This is a genomic window from Halalkalibaculum sp. DA3122 (assembly GCF_043951865.1).
In the GTDB taxonomy this organism is placed as follows: Bacteria; Bacteroidota; Rhodothermia; order Balneolales; family Balneolaceae; genus JAMQKA01.
Window position 1 is genome coordinate 39,892 of sequence record NZ_JBINJF010000001.1, and the last position, 22,132, is coordinate 62,023.

12 protein-coding genes are annotated in these 22,132 nt (G+C 51.0%); all 12 read right to left on the bottom strand.

Annotation, left to right across the window (positions count from 1 at the left end; genetic code table 11):
- Positions 1-233 precede the first annotated feature (233 nt).
- The 12 genes from ACG2F4_RS00190 to ACG2F4_RS00245 all read right to left on the bottom strand — a co-directional run bounded on the left by ACG2F4_RS00190 (position 234) and on the right by ACG2F4_RS00245 (position 21,976).
- Positions 234-1,766 carry a SusD/RagB family nutrient-binding outer membrane lipoprotein gene (locus ACG2F4_RS00190; protein ID WP_395257070.1) on the bottom strand — a complete coding sequence of 511 codons (1,533 nt, stop codon included), beginning with the start codon at positions 1,764-1,766 and terminating at the stop codon, positions 234-236.
- A 94-nt stretch (positions 1,767-1,860) separates the two neighbouring features.
- Positions 1,861-5,361, bottom strand: coding sequence for a SusC/RagA family TonB-linked outer membrane protein (locus ACG2F4_RS00195; protein ID WP_395257072.1), 3,501 nt, complete (start codon positions 5,359-5,361; stop codon positions 1,861-1,863).
- Positions 5,362-5,539: 178 nt separating this feature from the next.
- Positions 5,540-6,478: a FecR family protein gene (locus ACG2F4_RS00200; protein WP_395257074.1), complete on the bottom strand. Its 939-nt coding sequence runs from the start codon at positions 6,476-6,478 to the stop codon at positions 5,540-5,542.
- A 255-nt stretch (positions 6,479-6,733) separates the two neighbouring features.
- A complete protein-coding gene (locus ACG2F4_RS00205) occupies positions 6,734-7,285 on the bottom strand; it encodes an RNA polymerase sigma-70 factor (protein ID WP_395257076.1) in 552 nt (183 codons plus the stop codon).
- Positions 7,286-7,740: 455 nt separating this feature from the next.
- Complete coding sequence (locus tag ACG2F4_RS00210; RefSeq protein ID WP_395257078.1) at positions 7,741-8,838, bottom strand: carbohydrate-binding family 9-like protein; 1,098 nt, start codon at positions 8,836-8,838, stop codon at positions 7,741-7,743.
- Positions 8,839-9,051: 213 nt separating this feature from the next.
- Complete coding sequence (locus ACG2F4_RS00215) at positions 9,052-11,208, bottom strand: PQQ-binding-like beta-propeller repeat protein (protein ID WP_395257080.1); 2,157 nt, start codon at positions 11,206-11,208, stop codon at positions 9,052-9,054.
- A gap of 153 nt (positions 11,209-11,361) precedes the next feature.
- Positions 11,362-12,732: an AGE family epimerase/isomerase gene (locus ACG2F4_RS00220; RefSeq protein ID WP_395257082.1), complete on the bottom strand. Its 1,371-nt coding sequence runs from the start codon at positions 12,730-12,732 to the stop codon at positions 11,362-11,364.
- A 281-nt stretch (positions 12,733-13,013) separates the two neighbouring features.
- On the bottom strand, positions 13,014-14,411 hold the full coding sequence (locus ACG2F4_RS00225; protein WP_395257084.1) for a mandelate racemase/muconate lactonizing enzyme family protein: 1,398 nt from the start codon (positions 14,409-14,411) through the stop codon (positions 13,014-13,016).
- Between the two features lie 228 nt (positions 14,412-14,639).
- The gene (locus ACG2F4_RS00230) at positions 14,640-15,797 is read right to left on the bottom strand and encodes a bile acid:sodium symporter family protein (RefSeq protein ID WP_395257086.1); all 1,158 of its coding nucleotides are present in this window, start codon (positions 15,795-15,797) and stop codon (positions 14,640-14,642) included.
- A gap of 165 nt (positions 15,798-15,962) precedes the next feature.
- On the bottom strand, positions 15,963-17,384 hold the full coding sequence (locus ACG2F4_RS00235; protein WP_395257088.1) for a mandelate racemase/muconate lactonizing enzyme family protein: 1,422 nt from the start codon (positions 17,382-17,384) through the stop codon (positions 15,963-15,965).
- Between the two features lie 48 nt (positions 17,385-17,432).
- A complete protein-coding gene (locus ACG2F4_RS00240; RefSeq protein ID WP_395257090.1) occupies positions 17,433-18,395 on the bottom strand; it encodes an RraA family protein in 963 nt (320 codons plus the stop codon).
- A 113-nt stretch (positions 18,396-18,508) separates the two neighbouring features.
- Positions 18,509-21,976 carry a SusC/RagA family TonB-linked outer membrane protein gene (locus ACG2F4_RS00245; RefSeq protein WP_395257092.1) on the bottom strand — a complete coding sequence of 1,156 codons (3,468 nt, stop codon included), beginning with the start codon at positions 21,974-21,976 and terminating at the stop codon, positions 18,509-18,511.
- Positions 21,977-22,132 lie beyond the last annotated feature (156 nt).

Genomic DNA, 22,132 nt, shown 5'->3' on the forward strand with positions numbered 1-22,132 from the left:
TTATTGTCATACCTGCATAATTAAAATTAATATTATTGCGTATCTACTAAATAAAAGCTTTACTCATAAAAGATTAGATAAAAAGAAAAACTCCTGCCTTCAAAAAAACATCTCTATTCCCTAATCAGACCCTTTGCTGGCCTATTTACAAAAAAAGATCCCAACAAAACTTGGTTCATAACAAGTTAGCCGGGATCTTTCCAGAATATTTTACCATTCATCCGGCGTACGTATCAGTTTGGGTTATACGATTCCGTATCCCACCAGACACGGGCATCCAAATTATTACCACTCCATCCCTGTCGTTCGATTGCTGATCGAACATTATCGGCATTGACTGCAATCTCACGTTCGACATATTTCCTGCGTCTGATAAAGTCACCACTAATTTCCTGGTCGGGATATGGATTAGGATCTAATTGGGGATAACCGGTGCGTCTCCAATTTGAAAAAACCTCCCGAGGATTTATGATGAAACCAGCAACCCAATATTGATTATGTATATGTTCATAGGGGTTTTCTGCAAGATAGGCCTGCTCCTGTTCTGATACATAATCATCGATCTCGCTTTGGGGAATGGCCATATCCGGATGGTGTTGTTCCATCTGTTCGAGATGTGCCCGTACTCCTTCGGTAAAGAAATCTACAGCCGGCCCCGAAATCCAGTTTCTCTCCGCTGCCTCGGCTAAAAGAAGTTGCGTCTGGGCATAGGTAATCAGAAAGTCTGGGGCTGTCTGAGAAACCATCCGGTCTCTGTCCACCTGGGAATAGTCCCACATAGATTCCAGCCCATCTGATGCGGCCTGGTCATGAATGGTAGTCTGGTCATGGCCCAGAGGCATGCCTATCTGATCTGCGGGATCCGTGCTTCTGTTCAGACGTTCGTCCTGATCGCCGATACCGGTTGCCCCGACATATCTAACGGCAATAGAACGGAGTCGCGGATCATCATTTTCTTTCATGTAATCAACAAATACCTCAGTCAGGTAAAAATTATGGCGCTCTCCTCCGTTAAAAGTTCCTGACAAAGAAAAGTTATAGTTATCATTGCGGACGATAATTGCATTGTCTTCATTTGACTGAAAAACTCCGCCATTGTATGCCGCCTGCACATACTGCTGAGCGGTACCAGGAGCTATTTCACTAAGCCGCATACCATACCTTAGCAGCAAGGAATAACCGAAACGTTTCCATTTGGTGATATCTCCGGCATATAAAATATCGTTCGTTTCAATCCGGGAATTGGGATCCAGGGCCTCGGTAGCTTGCTGTATTTCTTGCAGAGCACTTTCATAGATCGATTCCTGAGTATCATAAGAGGGATTCAGTACCCCCTCGTGATATCCCAGACCCGCCTCTGAATACGGGGCATCACCGATTGTATCGGTCGCCAGCAACCCTACAAAGGCTTTCCATATCCTGGCCTTCTGATGGGCGTTATGGTAGAAATCATCATCTCGGGTATTTTCGATCACATCTACAGCATGACTAATTATAGAATAGTCATCGTCAAAATAATCGATAACCCATGGAAACTGGTTATCCTGGTTGAAATTCCCCCCGGCCAACGTCTGACCGTAGGGGGCAATCATCTGTTGTACGATGGCTGCATCGTATAACAGGTGTCCGTATATACCCGAACTGGGTGTTAGCTGGATCTGATCATTAAGAATTGTCATCGGCTCAAGTTCATTTACGGCTGTTTCATCAACATTCATTGAATCGAACCCTGCATCGCAACTCGTAAAGAAACTTAATAGTCCCATGACACTGCATACTATAACAACGGATCTGATATTTAACTTTTTCATCGTATTTATGGATTTAAATATTTATAATTTTTTTCTCACAGAATTGCGGTCAGAGTTCTATTTTCAGGTTAAATCCAAAATTCCTGGTCATCGGTAAAGCGGCTCCCGAAATTCCAATATTGTTATCGCCTGTAAAGCTTACCTGTTCAGGATCGTGCTGTTCAGTCCACTTTTTAAAAACAAGCAGATGTCTTCCAACCAAACTTAACACCATATTTTCTACAGGCAGGAAATCAGACACCAGACTGGTTAAATTATAATCCAGGGTGACCTGTCGGAGCTTCCAGTATCCGGCATTATAAATCAGGTGTTCGCGCAACGATCCATAAGAACCGTATAAAGAATATACGTTCGCTTCTACCGTATTTTCTGACCCATCCGGGGCCACGCCATCTACGACGATACGTCCGGTTTCTCGGCCGGGCAGTGTACGTGGATCCAGCCCGTGGCGATACAGATTATGTCCCAGACCAGACAGGAGTTTATGGCCCAGTTTAAAATCAATCAAAAACGAAAAGCCCAGGTTTCTGTACTGGAAGGAGTTGTTAATACCTCCCACCCATTTGGGAATCGCGGTACCGAAATTAATCGGTTCTGGCGTGTGCATTGGCAAGCCATTATTCTGATTAATTATTTTTCGGCCTTGATCATCCCGCAGATACCCCGTCACCCAAATCTCTGCCATCGGGTTGCCTTCCACATGACGAATGGTGCCTCCCGGGGTTTGCCAGTCTCCGTCACCTACCGGCAGTACATCAGTTTCTTCTCCCAGATCGATAACTTTCGATTTATTGTAGGAACCGTTTACACTAAAGTTCCAGACGAAATCACGGGCCTGAACCGGTGTAACGTCAACCAGCAGCTCAACTCCACTGTTTTCACTTTCGCCGACATTGACGGGTCGTTGAGAAAATCCCGTTGACGTAGAGATAGATTGATTTAATATCTGATCAAAGCTTCGCTTATTATAATAGGTCAGATCAATGTTAATCCTGTCTAACAACTGAAGGTCAAGACCTGCCTCATACTCTTTTACCCGCATCGGTTTCAAACCGGAAACAGGCAGTGTAGCACCATCTATACTACCTATAGAACGCATTCCACCATCCCGGCTTGGATAAGGGTTGGTAGCTGTGGCATAGGTTAACTGACCCGCTGCAAAACCAACGTCAGAGTCGCTTCCCACTTCTGAGTAGGCCGCCCGCAGGGTACCCTGTGTTAACCAGTCCGGCAGGTCATTAATCACGTCTGTAAAAACAAAACTACTGGAAACAGAAGGATACAGGATACTCCGTTGATCGGGGTCAAGGGTTGAGAACCAATCATTACGGGCGGTGAAATTCAAATACAGATAGTTCTTGTAGTCAAACTCAACTTCTCCAAACAATGAATTCACCTGGCGCTCTGTATAATTGTAAGAAGCAGCAATTTGGCGGGCATTTCCCAGTGTGTACAGATCCCGAACGATAAAATCATCGGCAGACTGGGTATTTGAGTCCGTCCGCTGATTCATTATGTTACCGCCAAAAGTTCCACTTAATGCTAATTGTTCATTAAGTTGCTGCTCAATTCCCAATAGAAAATCAAAATTTATTTCGCGAAAACTGTATAGATTCTCATCGTAACTGCCATTGTAGAATCCTTCGGGCGCCGGTCCGGCAAAAGCCAGTCCGGTTGGTGTATTTACCTCCGTATCCCGGTTGAAATAATCCTGGCCGATCCGTGCCTGAAGATAGAGCCAGTCAGCAGGATCATATCGCAATGCCACGTTCCCATATAAACGATCTCTGCGAGAATTGTTAATCCGCTTGTCAGGGTCCGTGGAAATAAATGGATTGGTTCTGTGAGCAAATCTGGAATAGAAAATTTCATTCCCATTCTCATCATATGTGTTTTCTCTTAGCAAGTCCAGGGGAAGGGTATTGGCCAACGTATAAATAACCGTAGGTACGTTAAGAACCTGGTTATTCATTGTGACCGGCATATTATTTTTTTCATAACTGTAATTAATGTTACCGGTCGCATTGAGATTGTCCATTATATCCTGTGTGAAGCCAAAGCTTATATTGTTCCGATTAAAATTTGAGTTTGGCACAATACTTTCCTGGCTAAGTTGAGATACTGACAGGTTAAGTCCACTCGAGGGGCCTCCTGTTGACAGGTTAAGAGAATTATTAACTGTTACGGCATTACGCATAAAATTTTCGACATGGCTGGGCTGCACTTCATACGGCACTTCTATACCATCGAACAATATTTGGGTCATGCCGGGCTCAATTTTCTCACCAAAGCTCCAGACTCCGCTACCGGGGAAAGATGAGGTAGGACGTTGCCCGCCCTCGCCCTGTCCATATTCTGTCTGTATATTCCGGTCATCATAAGGTGCAGCCACCTGAACATTGCTGTTAAATGTCACTCCTATTCCGCGATCTCCCGCATCCCGTTTAGTAGTAATAATTATCACGCCATCCTTTGCCCGGGAACCATACAAAGCAGCCGCAGCTCCGCCTTTTAACACCGTCATTGACTCAATAGCATCAGGACTTATACTATTTAACCCGTCCCCACCGTCTATTTCACCATCTGCACCAATAGCGGCGTGATGTCCCTGATTTGATATGGGAACCCCATCCACTACAATAAGCGGGGAATTATTACTCCCGAAACTGGACAATCCACGAATACGAACACGACTGGAGCTACCGGCTCCCGAAGCAACAGATTCTATATTCACCCCGGCAACCTGTCCCTGGAGCGAGTTCATAAAATTGCCCGAGCGATTTACGGAAAATTGATCTGGTTCTACCGTAGATGTCGAATATCCTATTGAACGGGTTTCCCTGGCAATTCCAAGAGCTGTAACCACCAATTCCTCTCCAGCTACCGCCTGGGGTACTAATTGAACATCAATTTGAGTACGCCCATTAATTGGTACTTCCTGTGTCTCATAACCTATAAATGAGAAAACCAGGGTATCCTGTAATGTTGGGACTGCCAGCTCATAACTACCATCGCTATTGGCAGAGGCTCCCGTTGTCGTTCCCTTTACAGAAACGTTTGCTCCCGGCATAGGGTCGCCCGTTTGCGCATCCGTTACCAAACCACTAACAGTTTCTACCACAACAGGCTGGTCAAACTGACCTTTTTTATTACTGATTAACAGGTACCCATTTTGCGAGAACATATAGTCAAGATGAGTATCTTTCAGGATCAGATCGAGTGCGTTACTGACCCCTATACCCTTTTTCTTGATTGTAATTCTATCATTGTTCATTATATCGCCACGATATGTCAACTTAAGCCCCGTTTTTCGGGCAACCTGCTTAAGCGCTTTTTCAACGGTTGAATTAACTATATTGAGATCAATCTTTTTATCGATCTCGACCTTGTAGAACATCTGTTGAATATCGGACGCTGTCACATTTTGGACCTTGGCAAACCTCTGTTCCTCCTGAGACTGCTGGGCCGCCAGGCTCTGTAACGGAAGCCCTACAATGACGACTAAAAAGACTGAAATCCATCTGGCATGACTGTGTAATCTTGTTCCCATGATTTTCCCTTTCTTAAGTTATGATCTGCAGGATTCCCTTCCTGCATTTCTATTTTAATTCTATCCCGAAAATCACGTTATCGCCACTCCAAAAGCTAAAGAGCCGACGTTCCCTGTGTGATTTTCATCCCAATGACCAGAAAACAAGGTTCCGATCAAATTTTCGTACAGTCCTTCTTTATTCTTTAAACTTTATCATAGAACCGTTTCGCTCATATGTCATATCCAGTGAAGCAGAGAGTACGTGTATGATTTCGTTGAGCTCTGCCTGGCGAAACGTGCTGGTATATGGTACATCCAAAATCCCTTTGTCGGGTACCTGAATCTGCACATCAAATTTTCGCTCCAGGTGCCGAAATACCTGTCTGAAAGGGACATTATCGAAATGTATTCCCCCCTGGGTCCACAGCAGGTGATTTTCAATTTTTACTCGTTGGACCGGGGCAAGACCTTTTGCTTCTTCCACCCTGGTATATTCTCCTTTAGTGAGAACGGCCTTCTCGGTTTTATCGGGATTCATCGATTTTACAGATACTTTCCCCTCGCTGACGGTTACGGCCGTGTTAGTGTCTTCCTCCCATCCCTGCACATTGAATTCCGTTCCCAACACTTCAATTTCAGCCTTATCCGTATGCACGACAAAAGGACTTTCCGGGTTGTGAGCCACCTTGAAGTAAGCCTCACCATCCAGGTAGACTTCCCGTTTTGCACCATCAAACCTTTTGGGAAACCGGAGAGTGCTGGCTGCATTAAGGATAACCCGGGTCCCGTCAGAAAAACTTACACTCGCCTTTTCCCCGCTCTCTGTTACAAGATCCTGCATCACATAAAACTCCTGGGGATCTTCGGTATTTGAATTGGTCAAATAGTTTTGAGCGAAATAACCCGCAAGCAGAATAACCAGTATTACGGCTGCAGCGCGGAACACATATGTTAAAACAGAAGTATGTTGATGACTCCTGTAACCGATTGAAGGGGTTTTCGGAGCATCAATTTTTTCTTCCCGAAACTTCTTCCACGCATCTTCAACATTAGTTTCAAACTCCTCTTCAGGGGTTAACTCCCAGATTTCCTGGAGCTCTCTCACCAGCTCCCTGTTCTCAGGATCTTTGCCCATCCAACGCCATAGTTCTCGCCTTTCTTTGGGCGATGCATTTCCCGTAATGTATCGCTGTATTAAATTCCAGTTTTCCAACTTTACTGTGTTATTTTAGCTTGGTTTTTATCACTTCTAATACTAAGACAACCTAGATAGAGTGCACCCCGTAATTTTTTTATTTTTTCTTGACAGATATCCACACCATCCCCCAAAAGGCCCCTATAATCTTTCAAGGGGGCTTTATGGAAGAAATAATTTTAAAAGTTATGACTGTTACACGATCAGAAAGGTCAGAAAAATGGGTAACAGGTAGGAAAGTCGTTCGCGTAGCGTCTTTAATGTGCGCGTCATTTGCGATTCCACGGTTTTAACTGAGATCTCCATCACTTCAGCAATTTCATGGTATGTCAACCCGTCGTGACGATGCAGTTTGTACGTCATCTTTGCACGTCTGGGGAGCTCATCAATAGCCTTTTTCACTGCCTCTCTTATCTGCTCTTCTCTCAGCTCATAGTCAAACTCTATCGTGGGATTCTCTTTTTGATCCGTCCACTTGCCAGCATACTTCTCCTCAATTTTCTGGTGCTTTAAATGATTGAGACTCTCATTCTTGACCGTTTTATACAGGTAGGAACGTATTGAATAATCAATCCTCCAATCCTCCCGGTTGTCCCATAAATCAGCAAACACATCTTGAACAATTTCTTCTGCAATTGCTTTTGATTTCACATATCGCCAGGCAAAGCGCGTCAGCGATAGGTAGTACTCTTTAAATAATTTCTCGAACGCCTGGTGATCCCCCCTTTGGATCTTTTCAATCCACACCAACTGATCACCGTTATTTGGGGGGCCTGTCCTCAATTGCTTCTGAAAAAATCTGGTACGTTAATTGTTAATGCCCTTTCTGTATAATATTACGAACTGAAAAATTATTATTCAGCCGTCTACATAATTCTTAATTCAGTAATCCAGTTTTGGAAATTAAAAAAAACAGAAGTATACACGTGAGGTGTTTATAGGTATTCATAGTGTTAAGTAGAAGTGAGTTACATTATAAGTGTGCCCTATCCCGTTTGAATCAGCAATATAGAAGAAATCGTAAGGATCCCCAATCACACCGGTATTAACGGCATGAAAGAGCCCGCACAAGGCACATTGTGCAGACCGACCACCGCTGGCCTGTTTGTGGATTTGCGTATTTTTTTTGTGCTTCAAATAGCTTCGACATGGAAAATCAGGTATCTCCGGTTATTCTACGCCAGGAATAACCGGAGCAGTCCCTACTCGATCCATACCCTGCCGTCCTGCCGGATGTGCCAGGTTTGTTCGCCGTCTATCCCGGGTATTGAAACCTCAAACATCCTCGTTGTCACCTCTATATCAGGATTAAACTCCATGCCTTCAATGTCGATGTCCCGTATCCCCAACACTTCCGGATCATCTGTGTATGAACCGTAATTGAGTTTGTACTCCCGCATCTCGTAGTAAAGCTGCCGCAGTGCCCATCTCACCCGCTCGCCGGGTTCTTGCCTGAACTGCTCTTCCTCTTCCCCGGCAATTTTTCCGGAAAACTGGACTACCCCCCACATCTCGGGATAATGGATATTGTTTAATCCCTGGGGCGACCACACCGCGAACTCAGGGCCGCAGGGCTCGTTGGTGGCCGGATTTTCTTCGAGTTGATACGTGCCATCCTTAACCTCCAGGCGCCGTTGAGCTCTTGCAAAGTTGACCTTCCACCGGTCGCCCTGCCGAACCTCCCTGCTGCCGGGCGCCACCTCCAGCAGGGCCTCCATCGGGAGGGCTATCTCAACACTCCATTTGTTGTCATCGTCGTCGGGATTATTGATTGATCCCTCCAACGCCACTGCCGACTGGTGATCCAGCAGGTTCCAGTTGCTGAGCGCCTGGGCGCCGTCGCGGTACGGCTTTGTCAGGAAGAGGTCCCAAATGGTTCCGAGTGCGTTGATCTCAAACTCCAGGTAATTATGGGTGTCGGCGTTGGGATCCACGAAGATTTCGAACGCATTATCCAGGTACAGCGGGGCGTTCCGCTCGGTCATCGTTGCCCAGATATCGTCCTCTTCCAACTCCGCGGCCACGTACAGGTACTTTTCATCCCACAGCAGTTTGACCCGCGTCCGGTGCTCCGGCTTTGTTTCCGTAGTCCCATCGATCGGCACAAAATCGTCGCTCCAGCGGACCTCTTCCCAGCTCGCCTCCTCCAGAACACCATCCACGTTAATCGGCTCACCGGTTTTGTACACCACATAGGTTTTGGGATTAAATTCAATCTGCGGCCTGGCGAACTCTTCATATTCGCTGCTCCCCGGGCTATTGGACTCTTCAGCGCTGCAGCCCGGTAACGTTGAAAGCATAAGCAAAAAAACCAGAGAGATATATGGTAATTTCATTCTGGCTCCAAGGACGGGTATACTTAATTCATCTATAGTGCGGCTATCTGTATATATCATCATGCCTTGTTGACTCATGTTTATCATGGACTTTGTACGGCCGTTATATTGTTCTCTTGCTATTCGCGGGGGAGGGGAGCGGTCCCATGAACGGTTGCAGCAAGGAAAAATGCCCCTTTATTCCGGCAGGGCAAAGGCCACGTAATAATCGCCCGGGGCGATTCCCCGCCCGCCGCCGGCGGCAATGACGACATACTGCTTGCCGTCCACCCTATAGCTTGCCGGGGTGGCAAACCCGCCCGCCGGCAGGGTGGTCTCCCAGAGCAGCTCCCCGGTCGTCTTGTCAAAGGCCCTGAACTTCTTATCTGGTGTTCCGCCGATAAACACCAGCCCGCCGGCCGTCACCATCGGACCGCCCCAGCTCTCCAGGCCCGTGGGAGAGATGTCGCGGTCGGCCAGGTCGGGATCGGTGCCCAGCGGAATACGCCACTCAATCCTGCCGGTATTCAGGTTAATCGCATTCAGCGTACCCCAGGGCGGCTTGATGGCCGGAAACCCATCGGGGGTTTCCAGCCGGCTGTAGGCGCTCATATTCATATATCGCCCGCTCCCTTCATTTTTCTGCTGTTCCATATCCCCATCAGACGGTTCTGTGGTCGCCTGGTTCTCGTTAAAGAGGAAGGCGATGATGGACTCAATTTCCTCATCTGTAATATTGGAAAACGCGGGCATCCGGGCTCCGCCCTCCTGGATGATCGAGCGCACCTGATCCCTGGAGAGGCGCTCCCCGACATTGGCAAGGGCCGGGTAAACAGGATGCTGACCGCTCAAGTCCGCACCATGGCAGGTTGCGCAGCTCTGCTCGTAGATCGCCTTGCCCTTCTCGGACAGGGTACCATCGGCCGGGGTTTGCCGCCCGACCCGCCGCAACCTCATCAGCTCAGGTGTTTCATTGGCGTTGATATAGAGCAGGCCGGTTTCAGGATCGTGGGCTGCCCCGCCCCAGTTGGCCCCGCCCCGCGTACTTGGAAACAGGAGCGTGCCCCTGGGGTCGGGCGGGGTAAATAATCCGTCGGTCCGGTACCGGTCAACCATTGCGGATACCGAATCGCGGGCCTGTTTGGAAAACTCCGGGACCTCATCCCGCGTAAAATTCTGGCGGGTGAAGGGCTCCGGTGCCACTGGGTGGGGCTGGGTGGGCCAGGCCTGTTCCCCCTCCACATTCGACTGCGGCACGGGCCGCTCTTCAATCTCGAACAGCGGCTTGCCGGTCTGCCGGTTAAAGACAAACGTAAATCCTGTTTTTGTGACTTGCGCCACCGCCGGGATCTGCTCGCCCTCCCGCTGCACCGTCAGCAGGTTGGGCGGGGCCGGCAGGTCGTAGTCCCACAGATCGTGATGCACCGTCTGGTAGTGCCATTTATACTGCCCCGTGACCGCATCCAGGGCGAGCAGGGCGTTGCCAAACAGGTTTTGCCCCGGGCGGTCGCCCCCGTAAAAGTCGTAGGTGGGGGAACCGAGCGGCACGTACACGATCCCGCGGCGGCGGTCCAGGCTCATCCCCGCCCAGTTGTTGACGCCCCCTTTGGCAATCTCCTGGTCCCCTTCCACCTGCTGCCAGGTGTCGTAGCCGAGATCGCCGGGCCGAGGGATTGTGTGAAATATCCACTCCTGCCGGCCGGTACGTACGTTATAGGCGCGAATATGGCCGGGGGCCGACGCATAGCCTTCCCCCGTGGCCGACCCCATGATGATCAGATCCTCATAGATCATACCGGGAGAGGGAGATTTAACGGAGATGGTGGCGGGATCCCGCCCCAGCCCCTCATTGAGATCTATGCGGCCATTATCGCCAAATTCGTCGACCGGCCGGCCGGTCTCCGCATCCAGGGCAAACAGGTACGTGCCGGCAGAAAATAAAATCCGCTTCTCAGCCCCGTCCTGCCAGTAGGTGACCCCGCGCATATATCCCCGCGGGGGATCCTCAAAGGGAGCGTAGCTCCAGTACTCCTGGCCGGTGGCCGCATCCACGGCAAACACGGTTAACCGGGGAGAGCCCCCATACAGTACCCCATCCACGATAATGGGATTGGTTTCCATCGTGGAGTATCCCCCTTCTTCCAGGTCGCCGGTGCGGTAGGTCCAGGCCACCTGCAGCTGATCCACATTCTGCCGGTTGATCTGGGCCAGCCCGGAGTAGCTGCTGCTGTGGGCATCCGACTTGTAGATCGGCCAATCATCGTCACGAGTCTCCGGCTGACAACCTTTTGCCAGCAAAATAACAAGAAAGCAGCAGCCAACTTTTCGAAGAAATCCAGATATATCTAGTGGCATCAAATACCCGCTCACCATTGATCTTATGTTCCCCAAACTGATATTGCTGTTAACTTCAGGTTTGTTGTTTGCGGGCCCTGCAGATATCCTGCTTTTTTATAAAAGCCCTCTACTCATTAGTTGTTTGTTGCAATATTCCCCGTCGTTTTTCGACTATTGCCCCATATCCTGCAGCAATTGTTTGCATCGAAGCAGTGCCCGCATGGTGTGGTAGTTCCCTTTCCAGATGGTTGCTTTGGGGGCTTCTCTCATATCGGGGTCCTCATCAAGACCTCGCTCATACCATCCGCCGTGCCGGGGATCCAGCAGATAGTTCTTGATATACTCCCACTGCCTTGCAAACAGGTCAAAATAGTTGTACTCCGGATCATCGGGAAAATGGCGGGCCATGATGAGCAGTGAATGCAGTGCCTCTGCCTGGGCCCACCAGACTTTGGATGAATCGGTGATAGTTATCTCACTATCACCCTGGAAATAATAGCCGCGGTCGTAGAAACCACCCTCCTCCTCATCCCATGCCTTGTCGATTGTGTGATCGACCATCTTTTTCGCGTGCGTCAACACTGAATCTTCGCTGAAATCAAGGGCATGAGCGGCCTCAAGGATCAGAAAAGCGGTTTCTATATCATGCCCAAATGTGATGTGGTCGGTGGCCAGATTCTGTTCCTGGACTGCCCGTGAGGAATCCGTATACACGACGGGCGTCCAGTCTTCCCGGAAGTAGAGGTTCATATATCCCCTGTCGGTGGTAAAGGTATCGCGTACCACCCGGAACATGTCGTAAAGCCGGGCCCGAACTGTTTGGTCTGGCCACACCTGGTAGAGTTCTGCCAGAGCCTCCAGGATGTGAATGCCGCTGTTGTAATCCTTGGGATAGCCCTGCTCGTACGGCTCTCCCTCTCGCGTCAGGCTGTTAAAATAGCCGCCGTGTTCATGATCGTAGGAGCCTTCGTCCAGCCACTCGAACGCCTGCCGGGCAAGCACCAGGGCGGCCGAATCCCCCGAAGCCTGGTAATAGGAGGCCAGCCCGTAGATACCAAATGCATTCCCGTAGAGTCCTTTGCGGATGACCCCGTCATCGTCGGGAATCACCTCTCCTTCGCGCGTTACGCTGGTATAGAAACCGCCATACTCCTCATCCCACATGTGATTCCGGAGAAAATCGAACCCGTGCTTTCCATATTTGACAAAATCTTTCCTGGATGGATCGCGATAGGCAACTTTTGACGCCGTCCAGGTATGGCGCGCCTGGGTAACGATCATTTTATCCTGGGGACCAATCGACTGCCAGTCATGGGAATACCGGCTCAAAAAACCGCCATACTTATTATCAACAGTTCGCGGGTACCACAAGTTGTACTGGTCAACCAGTACGCTGTCAATTTCGGAAGCTATTTCCTGCCGTTGCTGTACCGACTGGTTTTCAGTGGTCGAAGTCTGACAGCTGGTGATTAAACAACCTGCCAGGACGATAATCAGGTAACGAACTGTGTTTGCACTAAATCCCTCATTAAATTTCAACATACCTTTATCCCCTAACTTTTAATTTTACCGTTACACAACCGTCTCACAGATTCAACTATGAGAGTAACTGAAATCCATAACCCGAACTATTCACAATCATATTAAAAATAGATGTATAAGCCATTGATATTGTTTGATATATCGAAAATCATCTATAGCTCAAATTTGAGTGCCGTAGCAAATTTCTTAGTGAATAATCCGGGATAAGCGGCTTTTCTCATGAATCTATTTCCTGGTTAAATAGTCTATGTTCTGCATCGCGAAAATTTCCACCAGCCGGATTAACTCCACAGGCGATCCCAGGAGCGCTGCTCATCCCATTCCGGGGTCGGTTCGAAGAAGCCAAGCTCCTGATCCATATGTTCTTTTATAACCTCCTCATTCAGCTCCACCCCGAGACCCGGTTTCTCCGGGACCTTGACGTAGCCATTCTGGACAATCGGCTTCTCAATACCTGTAACCAGGTCATCATACCAGGGGGTATCCACAAAGTGATGCTCCAGCCACAGGAAATTTTCAGTGGCGGCCGCGGCGTGCACGCAACCCAGGAACGAGACCGGGGATGAAGCATGGTGCATCTGCATGGGGATGCCCTTCTGTTGAGCATAGTCGCCAATTTTTTTTGTTTCCAGGAGTCCGCCGGCGCCCACGGGATCGGGATGCACAATATTCACCGCCTGCTTGTCGATCAGCTCCTTGAAGCCCCCTTCCAGCATGTAGATATCTTCGCCCGTAAGGGTGGGCGTCGTGGAGGCTTCGGTGATCTCTCGCCACTGGTCCGTGTACTGCCAGGGAATAAGGTCCTCCATGTAGGCCAGGTTATACGGCTCGGCCGCCCGGGCCAGCTTGATCGCCTCGTTTACGCCAAAATGTCCCCAGTGGTCGGTACCCATCGGTATTTCGTACCCGATCTGCGAGCGCATCACGTCCAGGTACTCCATCAGCCGGTCGATTCCCTTTTCGGTTACCTGCACACGGGTGAACGGGTGTTCGGTGTTGGCATAACTGCCGGGAATCGAATTCCAGCCACTCAGCCCGCCCGGTTTGTTTTCCCAGTGTTCGGTGTTGACAAGCGCTCCTTCGACATCCTCCAGCAGGCTGATGCCGATATCCATTTTCAGGGCGGTATATCCCCGGTCTACCCGCTCCTGCATCCGCATCGCATACTCCTGGGGATCGCTCGACATCGTGGTATCGCAGTAGATGCGCACCTTGTCACGGTACTTCCCGCCCAGCATCTGGTAGACGGGCACGCCGTACGCTTTCCCGGCCAGGTCCCACAGGGCCGTTTCCACACCCGATACGCCACCGCCCTGCCGACCGTGATGGCCAAACTGCTTTATGATTTTAAATATTTTTTCGACGTTGCAGGGATTGAGTCCCAGGATGCGGCTCTTCAACATCAGGGCATAGCGATAATCCCCAATATCGCGGACATCTCCATGACCGACAATACCCTGGTTGGTGTAGATACGGATAATGGGCGTGCGAAGAACCCGCGTGACCCGCATGTCGGTAATTTCAAGTTCCGAAGGGTTCGAATTACGGTTGACGTGTTGAGAGGCGTAAGCCACCTGGTCCTCGATCGGGGCCAGTGTCAAACCAGCCATACTGAGCCCGCCCAGTCCGACCTTTTTAAGAAAATTTCTCCGACTGTTTTTACCTGTTTTATTTTCCATACATGCCATCCTTCATTTAATTTGTTGAATCCGTTGAACTCCCGGCCGATTATATCCGCAATCGATCGTGGCACAACTTCCGGATTTTTATATGAGGAACCTTTTCAAAACCTTCTACTTTGTTGGGAAGTGGTTGTACCACCGACCGTATTGCCCTTTTAAACGAGAGTGCAACTCCCTCAAAAGAAGGTGTTATAAAACAACCCTCTTTGGTATTTTTTGACCTGTTTACTCCGCGTCACTGACTTGCTGGGTACCGGCCTCAGCCCTGGCGGTCTCGGGTTCTTCGCCGGGGAGCTCTCCCTCCTCGGCCAGTGCCCGGCGGCGCCACCAGTTGGCCAGGGTGGAACCGGAGATGTTCATCCACGGGCCAAACACGGCGGGAGCCAGTCCCACGGTCGCCAGCTTGCCCATCTCCTGGGCCAGCCCGGAGGCCATCCCCCCGTTCTGCATGCCCACCTCAAAGGCGATGGTGCGGCACGACTTCTCGTCCATCCCGAACAGCCGGCAGCCCCAGTAGCCAAAAAAGTAGCCCAGCGCATTGTGAATGACGGCCGCCAGGATCAGCAGCAGCCCGATCGAGACCAGCGAGTCGCGGCCTGCCGCCGTGATCACCGCAATGATAAAGGCGATGCCCGCCATCGAAACCAGTGGCATGATATCGTCCAGCCACTTGACCTTTCCGTGCAGAAAATGGTTAAACAGCAGCCCCAGCACAATCGGGGCGATAATCATGTTCAGGATGCTCCACATCATCCCGATCGCATCGATCGGGACAAACTGGCCGGCCAGCAGCTGCATCAGAAACGGCGTTGCCAGCGGCGAGAGCATCGTGGAGACCGCCGTCAGGGTAATCGACAGGGCCAGGTCCGCCTTGCCGATGAAGGCCATCACATTGGAGGCCACCCCGCCCGGGCAGGAACCGATCAGCACCACACCGGCGGCAATTTCAGCGGGAAAGCCGAAGCTCAGCGCCAGGCTGATCCCCACCAGCGGCATAATAGAATACTGGCAAACCAGGCCCACCGCCACGCCTTTGGGTTTTTTCAGCACGCCGGCAAAATCCTGCAGGCTCAGCTGGGTGCCCATCCCAAACATGATGAGCTGGATCAGCGGGACAATCAGGTTACTCAGGTCATACCCGCCCCAGCTTGTCATATACTGCGGGTAAAACATGGCAAAAGAGACGGAGGCAAAGATCCACAGGGAGAAGGCGAACGACTTGAAGATCGTGTCGGTGCCCCGTACCCCGATCGCCAGGGCCACGAACATGGTGGTGATCAGCGGACCGAGCAGGCTCGCACCGTAGCCCAGGGCCAGGGCCACCCCGGCCGCGAGAAAACAGAGCAGGCTCAGATACAATAATAGCTTGAACGATAACTTCATCTATACAACTTTTTGTGTTTAAATTAGTGTATTCAAAACATTTGAGCGTGTGGAGCAATACGAGATTGGAAGGGAAGCGGGGAAAAATCCATTCATCGCCTTCCCCGCCTGCCCGGTTGTCAATTTAATCCCCATTTTTCACGATAATTTTGGCAAAAAATGCGGCTAGCTCCAGAGCCGATCCCAGGATCGCTGTTCGTCCCATTCCGGGGTGGGCTCAAAGAACCCGGCACCGTCAATGAGCAGTTCCTTGACCGCCTCCATATTGAGATCGAAGCCCAGCCCCGGTTTCTCCGGTACCGGCACGTATCCCTCGTCAAATACCACCGTATCGCCGGCAATCAGGCTGTACCAGGCATCGTTTTCTACTGAATGATGCTCCAGGGCCACAAAATTTTCGGTGGCTGCCGCTGCGTGTACAGAGGCAAAAAATCCGATGGGGGAACCCGCGTAGTGCAGGTACATCGCCAGGCCGCCCTGCTGGGCGTAATCCCCAATTCTCTTGGTCTCCAGGATCCCCCCTGTAGACCCAAGATCGGGATGCACCATATTCACCGCCTGCTTGTCTATAAGCTCCTTGAAGCCTCCCTCCAGGCCAAAGATATCTTCGCCGGTCATGGTGGGAGTGGTAGTAGAGCGGGTAATTTCTTTCCATTTGTCGATCCACTTCCATGCAACCATATCTTCCATATAGGCCAGCGTATAAGGTTCGAGCCTGCGAGCCAGCTTGATCGCTTCGTCGGTGTCAAAGTGACCGGTGTGATCGATGCCGAGCGGTATTTCGTATCCGATGGTATCGCGCATAACGCTTACATATTCCTCCAGTGCGTCCAGTCCTTTTTCCGTAATCTGGATACGGGTGAACGGGTGATCGATCTGCCCGTATTCCCCGTGCGTGCCGGAGTACTGGCTCTGCAGCTCCCGGCTGCCCTGCGGTGCGTGATGGTGCGTATTCACCAAGGCCCCTTCGATATCATCCAGCAGCCCGATGCCGATATCCATCTTCAGGGCGGTGTAGCCCTTGTCGACCCGGGTCTCTTTCATCCGCCTGGCAAACACGTGGGGATCGTCGGCCCCTGCAGTATCGGCGTAAAGCCGTACCTTGTCACGGTATTTCCCGCCCAGCAGCTGATAGACGGGCACCCCGTACGCTTTCCCGGTCAGATCCCAGAGGGCCGTTTCCACCCCGGACACGCCGCCGCCCTGCCGTCCGTGATCGCCAAACTGGCGGATAATTTTAAATATTTTTTCAACATTGCATGGATTGAGCCCCAGGATACGGCTCTTCAGCATCAACGCATAGCGGGGGTCGCCCCCGTCACGAACCTCCCCGAAGCCGGAAATTCCCTGGTTGGTATCGATCCGGATGATCGGTGTCCGGAAGGGAATACCGTCAATCTCGGCAATTCGCATATCGGTAATTTCGAGGTCGGACGGGGCGGAATTCCGGTTTACCCTTGAGGTGGCCTGCTCAAGCTGCTGTTCGTACGGGGCCATCAAGACAGACCCCAAGCCCAGTCCTCCCATTCCCGCCTGCTTAATAAAATCTCTTCGATTCACACCCTTCTTGTTGGTTTCTTTACTCATAAGACTATATTTTTTGATTTTTTTATTCAGTGCTGCAAGAATTTCACCCTACTCTTCCAGGAGTTCGTCAATGGTTGCCTGGCCTACCCCGAACTTTTCCTGCAGCTCCTCGCTGTTGGACCGCAACCAGTTTTCAAAATCCTGCCGTATTTCGTCTGTCCACTCGGTATCCATCTGCCCGGCGGTGTAGGTACCGTCCTGCACGCGCTGGTGGGCAAAACCGTCTCGCAGGCGGGTTCGCTCCGAATCGATCACGACTTCTTCTGCAAGATGAGCCGGGATGAAGATAACACCAGTCTGCTTGGCCAGTACCACGTCACCGGGCATCACGGTAGCTTCTCCAATCAGCGTCGGGGTATTCAGACCGATCAGCATCATATGCTGAATAAAGGAGGGATCCCAGTCTCTGACAAAGGCGTTGAATCCCTCAATCTCGGAGAGGCCCTCTCGGTCACGGGAAGAACCTTCGAACACCACGCCGTTTCCGGAATTGGCATAAATGGTGTTGCCCAGCCGATCACCGATCAGCGTACCGTCTTTGATTTTGCCAAATCCATTGGCCACATACAGGTCGCCCTGGTTGAGCATATCTATCGGCCAGGTGTTGGTGGGACCGGTATGTCCGGCTTTCTCCTGTTGTTCCGAAATGTGCTTCTGCACGCCCGGTCGTGCAGGATAGTACGTCGCCGTTAACGCGCGGCCAACCATTACTTCCCCCGGTTTAAGTATTTTCCAGGGGCCTCCGGCAAACTGGTTGTGGTAGTCGTGCTGCCGCAGCGTTCCCCAGGCTTCTTCAATCGATACCTCTTCCATCCGCTCCAATACGTCGGCAGGCACCTTGGGACGGCCGTCCGGGTAGCGCTCCCCCTCCCACTCAGAGGTCATGGAAATCAAGGTTTGCCTGGGAATTTTTTGTGCGTTAAGGGGAACCTGCAGGCAAAGAATAAATGCGGCCACCAGCAGTGTACCCTGTTTAAATCTTCTGGTAAAAAAATGCTCTAAAGGGTTCATTGTATCCATGGTTAATATGACTTTATATTTACATGTTATGTTTTACTTGATTTATTGAAGATGTATCACTCTTATTCCTTTTACTTCACTGGAACTGTTCATCCCGGTTTCAGTCAGAATCCGACTTCCAGTCCAACCAAAAACTGTTTGGGCTGGGGATATACGAATCGGTCAATCCCGGCATCGCGGGCCGTTCCCGAGCTAAGCGAGCCTATTTCCGGCTCCAGTCCGCTGTAACCGGTGAGTGTCAGCAAATTTTGAGCTGCCATGTATGCCCTGAGCTGACGAATGCCCGCCCGTTCGACCAGCTGCCGGTTAAAAGTATACCCGAGTGTGAGGTTTTTTATCCTCAGATATGAGCCGTTCTCCACATAGATATCGGAAAGGCGCGACATGTTGGAGTTCGGGTCCTGTGCGGCAACCCGGTGAATGTCGCTGTCGGAATTCTCGGGCGTCCACGCGTCCAGATATTCCGTTCCCTGGTTAAAATTCTGGCGAAAGTCCCGAAGCCATTTTATAGCCCCGTTAAGAATCTGGTTCCCGTAATTTCCCTGAATAAACAGGTTGAGGTCCACATTTTTATAGGTCAGGTCCGCAACAAACCCATAGGTAAAATCAGGAATCGGATTGCCTATGACGGTCTTGTCGTCTCTGTCGACCTGTCCATCCCCGTTCAAATCCCTGAAACGAATATCTCCCGGGGCGGTATAGCGGCTGGCGGTCGCTTGATCCCGCCCTCCATTGGGGTCCTGGTTCTGGCTGGCATGGCTGTACACTTCATCCCAGCTTCGAAAAAGTCCATCCGAGACATACCCGTAAAACTGGCCGATCGGTTCTCCCACCCGCGTGACCGATACGTCGGTGATATCATTGGCGATATCACCCTCAAAAATTTCCAACTGGTTGTTGGCTCCCAGGCTTTTTACCTCATTATCGATGGTAGTGAGATTTCCGGAAAGATCAAGGGTCAGCGCACCCAGCGACTGCCGTAAAGAAACCGCGGCTTCGATCCCCTGGTTTTCAACCGTTCCTGCATTGATAAACGGGGGATTCAGCCCCACGGATTCAGGAATTGTGGCGGGCCAGATAAGGTCTTCCGTTCGGCGATTGTAGTAATCCAGATCCACTGCAAGCCAGCCATCGAACAAGCCCAGCTCAAATCCGATATCCGTCTGAACAGAGGTCTCCCAGGTGAGTTCATCATTGGCCAGTTCCTGCGGTCCAATGCCCTGCACCACCTGGTTACCGAGCACGTAATGGTAATCGGAACTGAGCCTGGCCGCCGTCGGGTAGTTGCCGAGCACCGACTGGTTTCCCAGCTGTCCCCACCCCGCGCGAAGTTTCAGGTGGCTGATGATATCGGAATTCTCAAGGAAGCGTTCTTCGCCCGCACGCCATCCGACTGATACCGAGGGAAAGATGCCCACCGGCTGGACGGCGTTAAACAGTTTGGAAGACTCATCGCGGCGGATATTGCCGGTAAACAGGTATTTGTTGTCATACGAATAGGTGATACGGCCAAAAATTGAACGCAGGGAGCTTTCCTGGATTTCGCTGTCAACTCCAAGCTGGGAAGAAGCCGCTCCGAGCGAGCGCACGTTGCGCGGCATCTGCTGCCCTGTGGCATTGACTACACTCGCGTTAAACGATTGGGCTGAAAATCCGGCCAAAATACCCAGTTGATTCTTTCCGAACGATCGATTGAAATTCAGGGTCTGCTCAATCAGGGGATTCAGCTCCTGCGTCCTGGTTCTGTTCAGGAAAGAAAAGACCTCCAGCTTCCGGATCGATTCATAAAAATCGTTGTACACGTGGTCATCTGTATACCTGAAATCCATTCCCGCCTGCAGTTTATAGGTGAAGTGGCTCAAAAAATCCACCTCCCCGTAGAATGAGCTGATAACCGAATACCGGTCGCTGGTATTGTCAATCAGGTGAGCGTTGGCCACCGGGTTTTCGGCATCCTGTCCGTCTCCGGTAACCGGCCACCCAAATCCGCCGACGAAAGTGTCATCATACACCGGAACTGTGGGGGCCTGCTTTACGGCATGTTCAATAGTGCGGCGCCCCCCACTTGTGTCGTTCTGATCGATATCGCTTTTACTCAGCAGGACCGATCCCCCGAAAGTAACGTGATCACCCGCATCAAACCGGGCATTGGCACGAAGTGAATAGCGCTGGAAGCCAGATCCAACCATCGTACCCTGCTCATCGTAATATCCCAGTCCCAGGCTGTAGGTTGACCGGCTTCCCCCGCCGGAGATATCCAGGTTATAGTTTTTCAGCGGTGCGGCCCTGAACAGCTCATCCTGCCAGTCCGTGTTGTGCGGCGGGCGCTCTCCATTCTGAAAATTTGCCGGCAAACCCGAACTGTTCGGATCCGAATGGACGTCGCGGAGATAGGCGGCGTACTGCCGGGCATTCAGCACATCGTACCGCTTTGGCTGCACCTGGACGCCATACGATGACTCTGCGGAGACCTGTACCTGACCGTTTTTTGATCCACTTTTCGTGGTAACCAGTACCACGCCGCCCGAGGCGCGCGAACCATAAATGGCTGCGGCAGAGGCATCCTTGAGGATATCAATCGACTCGATATCACTGGGGCTAATCGTATTCAGGATCCCGTTCCCGGTCTGTCCCGTTGAGCTGCCCTGGATAGGCACGCCATCGATTACATACAGCGGCGACTCGGAGTTGATCGTCCCGATTCCGCGGATATTCACGTTTATTGAACCTCCGGGCTTTCCGCCCCCGGTCTGGACGACCTGCACTCCCGGGACCCTGCCCTGCAACGCTTGCTGGAGCGAGCGGTTCCCGGCACCGGCCGCTTCATCCATCTGTACGCTTCCGACCGAGCCGGTCAGCTGGCTTCGCAGCTGGGTACCATATCCCACAACCACCAGTTCTTCCATAGCCAGCGATACAGGCGTCAGCAAAAAGTTAACGACGGCAGTGTCTCCGCCGGTTACCGTTACCTGCTTACGCGCCGGGTTGTACCCCAGGTAGGAGGCTGAAAGGATATATTTACCGCCCTCTATCCCGGAAATCGCGTACCGTCCCTCCCGATCCGTCGAGCTCCCCTGCTGCCGCTGGATCAGCCGTACACTGGCATTGGCAAGCCTGCGGCCCGTTTTGCGATCCATCACCTGGCCGCTGATGACCGCCCGGGCCCGGGTTTTCGCATTATTTTTTTTTCGTTCTTTCAGCACAACATATCCCCCTGGAAACGGTACAAATTGAATTTCCGAGTTGTTGAAAATAACCTGTAAAGCTTTTTCAAGAGTGTAGTTCTCAATGTGAACCGAGAATGTTCTCTTCTTTTCCATCACCCTGTTCCTGTACGAAAAACGGATATCGGCCTTGCGTTCCAGCTCCTCCAGAATTACCTGCAGCGGGGCCTCCGTAACATTCAAACTTACCTCCGTACGCATGAACCCTGAACCCTCCACATCTACCGCAGCCGTATCACGATCCGCGGCGTGCTGGGCAAACGTACTTTCATTTGTAAATGCCAGGCAACACACCGTCCATAATGAGACGTACGTGCATGTTTTCAATCTATGTATGAAAAGTGCCATGCGTTATTCCGGCCTTAAACAAACCCCTTGAAAAAACCAGAGGGAGTGATCCACATCCATGATTCTCCAATCTCTGTATTTTCCCGACCTATTGTCAATTTTTTATGACACTTATTATCAAAAGAACTTTGCAAAACCCTCAATTCCTCGCTTTGG

Excerpts from the sequence above, each read along its gene's own strand:
- ACG2F4_RS00215 (WP_395257080.1), bottom strand. The coding sequence starts at position 11,208 with ATGCCACTAGATATATCTGGATTTCTTCGAAAAGTTGGCTGCTGCTTT.
- ACG2F4_RS00190 (WP_395257070.1), bottom strand. The coding sequence starts at position 1,766 with ATGGGACTATTAAGTTTCTTTACGAGTTGCGATGCAGGGTTCGATTCA.
- ACG2F4_RS00240 (WP_395257090.1), bottom strand. The coding sequence starts at position 18,395 with ATGAACCCTTTAGAGCATTTTTTTACCAGAAGATTTAAACAGGGTACA.
- ACG2F4_RS00245 (WP_395257092.1), bottom strand. The coding sequence starts at position 21,976 with ATGGCACTTTTCATACATAGATTGAAAACATGCACGTACGTCTCATTA.
- ACG2F4_RS00220 (WP_395257082.1), bottom strand. The coding sequence starts at position 12,732 with ATGTTGAAATTTAATGAGGGATTTAGTGCAAACACAGTTCGTTACCTG.
- ACG2F4_RS00200 (WP_395257074.1), bottom strand. The coding sequence starts at position 6,478 with ATGGGCAAAGATCCTGAGAACAGGGAGCTGGTGAGAGAGCTCCAGGAA.
- ACG2F4_RS00230 (WP_395257086.1), bottom strand. The coding sequence starts at position 15,797 with ATGAAGTTATCGTTCAAGCTATTATTGTATCTGAGCCTGCTCTGTTTT.
- ACG2F4_RS00195 (WP_395257072.1), bottom strand. The coding sequence starts at position 5,361 with ATGGGAACAAGATTACACAGTCATGCCAGATGGATTTCAGTCTTTTTA.
- ACG2F4_RS00225 (WP_395257084.1), bottom strand. The coding sequence starts at position 14,411 with ATGGAAAATAAAACAGGTAAAAACAGTCGGAGAAATTTTCTTAAAAAG.
- ACG2F4_RS00235 (WP_395257088.1), bottom strand. The coding sequence starts at position 17,384 with ATGAGTAAAGAAACCAACAAGAAGGGTGTGAATCGAAGAGATTTTATT.
- ACG2F4_RS00210 (WP_395257078.1), bottom strand. The coding sequence starts at position 8,838 with ATGCTTTCAACGTTACCGGGCTGCAGCGCTGAAGAGTCCAATAGCCCG.